The sequence below is a fragment of the Streptomyces sp. M2CJ-2 genome (assembly GCF_016757295.1).
GTDB lineage: Bacteria > Actinomycetota > Actinomycetes > Streptomycetales > Streptomycetaceae > Streptomyces.
In genome coordinates, this window is the sequence record NZ_JAESIF010000143.1 from 1 (window position 1) to 6,519 (window position 6,519).

Genomic DNA, 6,519 nt, shown 5'->3' on the forward strand with positions numbered 1-6,519 from the left:
ACCCCTGCGGCCTTCGTATGAGTGTGGTTCGGTGACAGAACGCATGCTCATGCGGAGGCCGTCCGCCTGTCCGGCGAATGCCCAGGTGAGTGACGGTGTCCTACCCGGTGTTCGAGCCCGGACCATAAAGAACAAGCTGAGTGGCTGTTGTCGTACCGATCTTGGGGTTTGTCGATCGAACGGGAGTCTCGATTGGGTGGTCGCGCCCTGCTCGGCGCATACAAGCAGGGCCTCCTGAACAGCTCGTTGGTGTCTAATCACCGAGCAGCAGGAGGCCCCGGTGCCGCAGTCTTCCGTGCCGATGCCCGGGCAGTCCAACGCGGTCACCCGGGAGTGTGACTGTCTGGCCCACCAGTTCGGGAACGCCGCCGACCATCCGATGCGTGAGCGCCGGTACCCGACCGATATGACGGACGAGGAATGGGCCGTCGTCCGCCCGTTGCTGCCGACGCCGGGCTGGCTGCGCGGCCGCGGCGGACAACCGGAGGCGTATTGCCACCGGCAGATACTGGACGCGGTCCGGTATCTCGTGGACAACGGGATCAAGTGGCGGGCGGTGCCTGCCGACTTCCCGCCGTGGGACCGGGTGTACGCGTTCTTCCGCCGCTGGCGCGATCATGCGCTGGTCCAGGAGTTCCACGACCGGCTGCGCGCGCAGGTCCGGACGAGGCTGGGCCGGGACGCGGAGCCGACGGCCGGGGTGATCGATTCGCAGTCCGTCAAGGCGGACGCCGTGGTCGGTGCCGACAGCCGCGGCTTCGACGGCGGCAAACTGGTCAACGGGCGTAAGCGGCACGTCGTGGTCGACACCCTCGGCCTGCTGCTGGGCGTGATGGTCACCGCCGCGGATATCGGCGACCGCGCCGCCGCCCAGGTGCTGCTGGCGCGGGTGGCCGCCGCGCACCACCGGCTGGAGCTGGTGTGGGCCGACGGCGGCTACACCGGCAGCCTCATCGAGCACTGCCTGGCCGCGTTCGCCCTGGTGCTGGCGATCGTCAAGCGCAGCGACGACCTGCGCGGCTTCGTGGTGCTGCCCAAACGGTGGATCGTCGAGCGGTGTTTCGCTCACCTGATGCGCAGCCGCCGCCTGGTCCGCGACGTCGAGCGATCCACCAGCAGCGCCGAGGCGATGGTCTACTGGTCGATGACCATGGTCATGACCCGCCGCCTGGCCCGGCCACACCGCGGGCGAGCGTGAACCGGCCCGGCTGCTGCTCGGCCAGCCAGCCGCGGGCGACCAGGCGTTTCGCCTTCGACCGCAGTGCCTCCACCCGCGCCGGCACCACGTCCATGCCGAAGGCGGCCGCCATCTCCTGGCAGGTCAGCGGGCCCTGCCCGAGCCGGGCCCGGTCCGCCAGGACCCGCAGGATGCGCTGGTAGTCCACCGACAGCACCGACCAGGCCAGCCCCTCGTGCCACACCGGCACCTGCGACTTCGCCTTCGCCGCCTCCGGCGGCGTCCTTCCGGTCTGCTCCCCGGCGGCCGACGCGGTCCGGTCGGCCGCCGCGGGGTCCTGCCCGGTCTCATCCGCCGGGGCCAGCACCTCGCCGACCCGCGAGCGGGCGATGGCCCACTCCTGCCATTCCCGTTCGGCCACGGCCAGCGCGGCCTGGATACGGTCGGCCTCCTCCCGCAGTTCGTCCACGCGACGGCGAGCATCCAGCTCACGCTGTTCCAACAGCCCAACCACCGAAGGCATCCACGACCTCCCTGGCAGCGACAGCACGACAGGCCACTACTCCCACGAGGCCGCCGACATTACGCTCGACCAGCGGAAACGCAGTCCTCAAGTCCGGAAAGACAACAGCGTCTGACCGTCCTCGGCTCCGCTGCAGGCTTGCGGCCCGTGCGGACCTTCCTTCGACGTCCTCCTCGACGACGACGGCTCGGGCGAGCTCAACGCACACAGGCCCCGACCTGTTCCTGGAGGGCGACCGTCTCATCGATGACGAGGGCAAACTCATCGCCCCGCGCTACACCCGCCGCCCCTACAACCTGGCTAAGGGTGTACCGGTCACGGGAGCCGAGGCAGACCTGCCATGGCTAGTGCACGCCCAGCTGCCGGACGGGCGGCGCGGGCGAGCACAGGCCCCGCCTCTCAGGTCCTGGGAGACGAGTAACGCGTGGCCCCGCCTCGGCGGGCAGGCCGCAGCCAGCGTTCAGCCCACATGCCATGCGCGTCGGCTGTGTCCCGCGAGAATCGTGGGAAGACACGTCTTGTCAGTCTCCGCATTCGTCGGCTGTCCGGTCTACCGGCTGCCACACGGCAAAGACGTCCCCAGCCGCCCGGCCGGCGCAGTCAGACTTTTGCAAGGAGGCGGCCCACTGCTTCTGGCGGATCAGGCGAGCCGGGCGAGTTTGCGCAGGAGGGAGTGCGGTTTCAGGCCGCGCTGCACCGACAGCAGATAGGCGGCGGGATTCTCGGCCTTGAGGTCCTTGATCTGCTGCTGGTGGGCGCGGCGGACGTTCATGAAACCGAGTACCGCACCGGCCGCTGCACCCGCGGTGGCTGTCCCCGCGACAGGCTGATGGAGAAGGTTGCCAGCGGCCCCGCTGAGCACCGCCATCATGGCGGGCACTTCGAACTTCACGTTGGCCAGCCCGTACACCGTGCCGATGCCCTGTGCCTTCATCGCGTCGTGCAGGCCCTTCAGGGGAAGATCGAATCGCTTCTCGACCGCCAGTCTCACGTCACGGGCCTGTGCCTCCTCCAGCACTTGCCCGGCCAGTTCCTGGCGCAGTTCGTCCACGGTCTGCGTCACGGCGGCACTGAACGCGGCGAACTCCTCGCGGTGGTCCTTGCGCAGCCTGATGATCTTTTCGACCGGTACGTGGTCCAGCCGGGCGGGCACGGCCAGGCGGACTGCCAGCATCCCGACCGCGTCGGTCAAACCGTCCGACCGGGCCGCCGCAGCCGTGCCCTCGCCACCGAGCAGACTCTGGGCGACCCGTTCGGCATCCCACCCGTCCGACGCCAAGTGGGCATCGGGCTGGTCCGTCGTGGGCGTGTAGCGGCCGTGCCGGGCCAGCACCTCCACGAACGCACACTTGTAGATCCAGGCGAGCCGCGCGTCCAACGCCATCCAGCGTCCCCGGACCAGGGAGAGCCGGTTGTGGAATTCGGGTGCGTGCCGCGCATCGGCTGCCAGCCCGCAGTCCGTCAGAGCCTCGCGCAGTCTTGGGGTGAACTCCTCCCGGTAGCAGAACGCGACACCCTCGCGGACAGGCATGCGGCTACGGGTGTGCGTCGTTCTGCTCGCGGACAGGAGCGGAGGCGTCGGCTCGAAGCGTCGCTCCCCCCGGTGGTTCCAGACGCCGCGCTCGGAAGATATGTCGTACCCCGCCGCGCGCAGTGCCTGCGCGTGCTGGGTGAGGACCTCCAGGAACAGGGACTCCACCTGCTGGGCCGGCTGCGCCGGATCCACCGGCTGGACGAAGTCCAGCTCTTCACACAGGACCCGTGCGGTCCGTGAGTCCGACAGCCGGTAGCCCTCGGGGACAACGCGCGCCAGTTCCCGCCAGTAGAGCGCGGCGGTCTTCAGCCACCGCTCATCGCGGAAATGGATGAACGGGTAGTACAGACCCACCTGCGGCAGCATGACGACTCCTGACGGCGACCGCCCCCTCGGCAGTCCTGCCGGGACACCGTAGTGGATTCCGCCGCCGTAGGCCGGACCAGGCTGGCGAGGTGATCCGGTCGGCTGCCCGCCCGGCGGGGACGGCCACGAGATGGGGCAGGACTGCCGCGAACGGTGCGAAGAGTAACCACGGGCAAACGGGGCCGCAGGGCCCTGCGGCCCCGCGAGCACCGGCCCTGTCGTGCAGTTGATTGTTTTCGGCGCGACAGGGACGCGGCGTGTATCTGGGGAGTCTTGACGGGATACACACCAGGTGAGCAGTTTCCCGACCTGTGATCGGCACCGCGAGATCCCGTTCCGCCTGCAACCCGCCGAATGACGCGTTCCTTCCGGCCCACTCGGTCCTTGCGGGCATCGCCAGGCATGGTGGTACGCGGTCTCGATGTCGTCGAGCTGTCCGTCCAGGTCCAGAGACGTGCAGTCGGTCTCGTCAAGATCGACGCCGAGAATATTCGCTCGTTGAGCCACGAGATCACCGGGCACAGCCGTGAAACGCAGCTGGATCGGGGGCGGATTCCAAACGCCCCGCAGTTCCTCTTGCTTCCTGCCCTCCCGCTCCGCGTGCCGGGCCAGGGCCTCGACGGCTTCACGCAGCCGGGACTCCCCGGTGCCCGGACCGGGGCCACCCGCCGACAGGAACGCCTTGCTGATGAGGAGGATGCCGGTACTGGCGATGCCGGCACCGGCACGTGCGGAGCCGGTGTGCGTGGCGCGGCCGCTTTCTCCGCTCCACGAATGCGGCCCCCGAAAGGGTGTCTTCAAGAGTGCATCTCTTCAAAAGCCGTCAGTGGCAACGGTGTTCGCGTGCCTACGCCGCTCCTGGCATCGCCGGTGCCCGTGGCCTCACCCGCGCCGCGTGAGGCGACGCCGGTGCTCGACCTGCCGCGGCCGGTGGATACGGCACGGCCCGTACGCGTGGCCCGTTCCGCCGCTGCCGGGCTGCAAGAGGGCGAGGGCCAGCCCGGCGATTCCGGTGACACGGCCGATGACGCTTGCCACCTGTCCCGCAGTGTCCAGATCGAACAGGATCCAGGCGGCGATCGTCACGCCGACGAGCACGAGACAGCAGATGACGGCAGTGGTTCTCTTCCGCCCATGCCTGCCCCACATCCTGCACCGCACGCTGCTCGCAGAGCTGGGCAATGCAGAGATTCCCCGATGAAGTCCCGTACACGGCCGGGCGTACAGTATCGGCGGCTCGCTCCCGGGATGTGCGGGGCGGTGATCACAAGCCGAAGGTGGGGCATGGACAGCAGCGAGTACGACGAGCACGAGGCCATCGTCAGAGTCCCGAAGGGGGCGCGTCTCCTGCAGTCGAGCAAGACCGCAGGCGCTCGTCGCGGCATGACACGTGACCCCGACAACGAGCTGGGGCATGCCGAGATCTTCTTGAAGGAGGAGCACGAGCCGGAGCTGGTGGCGGCGTGCCCGCACGGTTGGCCCGACTCCGACCGGAACGCTTCGGAGGCTCGGGAGCAGGAGCGTCGAGAGAACGCGGAGTTCCTCGCCGAGGTCGTCTTCCAGATCGGTCTCAAAGTGGCAGAGAAAGCCGCGCCCCACGTCAGGAAGTGGTGGTCTGAACAAGCTCTTCCGGCAATGAAGACGAAGTGGAACGGCCAGGCGCTCCCGTCCGTGAAGACCAAGTGGGCCAGCGTGCGAAGCCGCGCCAGCGACCGCCGTGCAGACGCGGCGGGAGACCAGCAGAACGCCGTCACCGTTTCACGCGATCGGCGAAAGACCATGAGCGGCGCAGAGGCGCGACAGCGGTTCGCTGCGGCGGTGGCGGCCAGGATCTACAGCGATGGGCAGCTACGGCTGCTGCGCAACGCCAGGATCGTGGACGAGGGAGATAACGGCCCGATAGAGGTGGAGGCGACAGGCGACCTCACGCCCCAGCGCATTGGGGAGCAAATTGCGTTGATGCTTGAGACGGACCCTTCGCTGCTCAGCGGGGACATTCTGGCTGAACTCGAAAAGCTCGTTGCGAGCATCCGAGCCGACGGCACCCACGTCCCCCTGCAGAGAGCGGAAGGTGCACCGCCCGCGACAGGGGGCGCCTGAGGCGAGGACAACCGCAAGAGGCCGTGCCCCGGCCGGGAAGCCAGGCTGTCGGATCCGTGAAGATCTAACTACCCTCAGCGCAGTCCGCGGACTCAACGCGGCGCTGAGCAGGGGAAGCGCACCGTGTCAATCCCCTGTAACAGAGCTTGGTCATGGTCCTCGATCGAGGCTGGTGAGGTCATCAGACGCGCGGTGGCAGGCGGGGCAGCGTCGCAGGGAGCCGATCAGCGCGATCTGGAGCAGAAATACGATCTTGTAGAGGCTGAGGCCGTGCCCTCGTCTTTTGGGTTCAGGTGATGCTCCAGGCAGAAGAGGTGGGCTGCGGAGACCAGTGCCACGTGGTGGTGGAAACCTCGGTAGGTCCGGCCCTCGTAGTCTCCCAGGCCGAGGGCCTGTTCCATCTCGCGGTAGTCGGTCTCGATGCACCAGCGACTCGTGGCGTGCCTGACCAGCACCGCGAGCGGGGTGTCCGCCGGCAGGTCGGTGATCCAGGAACGAAAGACGTTCCCGCCGCGCTTGCGCTTCCACTGGACCAGCAGGGTGCGCCGGGGCAGGAGCCGGTCGGCGGTGGCTGCGACGTGCTCGCGCTCGATGATCCCGGCAATGTGCACGGGGATGGCGACGAACCAGCCGGACCGGGCGGGGTGATCAGCTGTCCGGGCGCGGTAGACGAACCTGCGGGCCCGGTAGCGGTGATCCGCGGCGACCTGGTCGACGGTGATGCTGGGGCGCCTGCGCGCCCAGTGTCGCGGTTCGTTCTTTCTGATCGGCATCCGGGGCGTTGAGCTGGGCTGATCAGTTGGTTGGTTGGGTTCGGCG

Annotated in this window: 5 protein-coding genes and 1 pseudogene; 2 read left to right on the plus strand and 4 right to left on the minus strand. The window is 68.5% G+C overall.

The features are described 5' to 3' along the window. Positions 1-280: 280 nt before the first annotated feature. Positions 281-1,198 (plus strand): IS5 family transposase, encoded by a 918-nt coding sequence (locus tag JL475_RS37645; RefSeq protein ID WP_307825317.1) that lies wholly within the window; start codon positions 281-283, stop codon positions 1,196-1,198. Here the strand turns inward: JL475_RS37645 and JL475_RS37650 are convergent. The 3 genes from JL475_RS37650 to JL475_RS37660 form a co-directional block, all read right to left on the minus strand. Further along, positions 1,155-1,700, minus strand: a complete 546-nt coding sequence (locus JL475_RS37650) for a hypothetical protein (RefSeq protein ID WP_202282713.1) — start codon at positions 1,698-1,700, stop codon at positions 1,155-1,157. The two genes, JL475_RS37645 and JL475_RS37650, sit on opposite strands and share 44 nt — an antisense overlap. A gap of 640 nt (positions 1,701-2,340) precedes the next feature. Then, entirely contained in the window at positions 2,341-3,600 is a 1,260-nt protein-coding gene (locus tag JL475_RS37655; protein WP_202282714.1) for a DUF6236 family protein, read from the minus strand. Between the two features lie 882 nt (positions 3,601-4,482). Beyond that, on the minus strand, positions 4,483-4,686 hold the full coding sequence (locus tag JL475_RS37660; RefSeq protein ID WP_202282715.1) for a hypothetical protein: 204 nt from the start codon (positions 4,684-4,686) through the stop codon (positions 4,483-4,485). A 198-nt stretch (positions 4,687-4,884) separates the two neighbouring features. Between JL475_RS37660 and JL475_RS37665 the strand changes: the two genes are divergently transcribed. Further along, positions 4,885-5,700, plus strand: a complete 816-nt coding sequence (locus JL475_RS37665) for a hypothetical protein (RefSeq protein ID WP_202282716.1) — start codon at positions 4,885-4,887, stop codon at positions 5,698-5,700. Between the two features lie 224 nt (positions 5,701-5,924). Here the strand turns inward: JL475_RS37665 and JL475_RS40910 are convergent. Continuing rightward, a pseudogene (locus tag JL475_RS40910) lies at positions 5,925-6,131 on the minus strand (IS701 family transposase); the annotation flags it as partial. Positions 6,132-6,519: the final 388 nt, after the last annotated feature.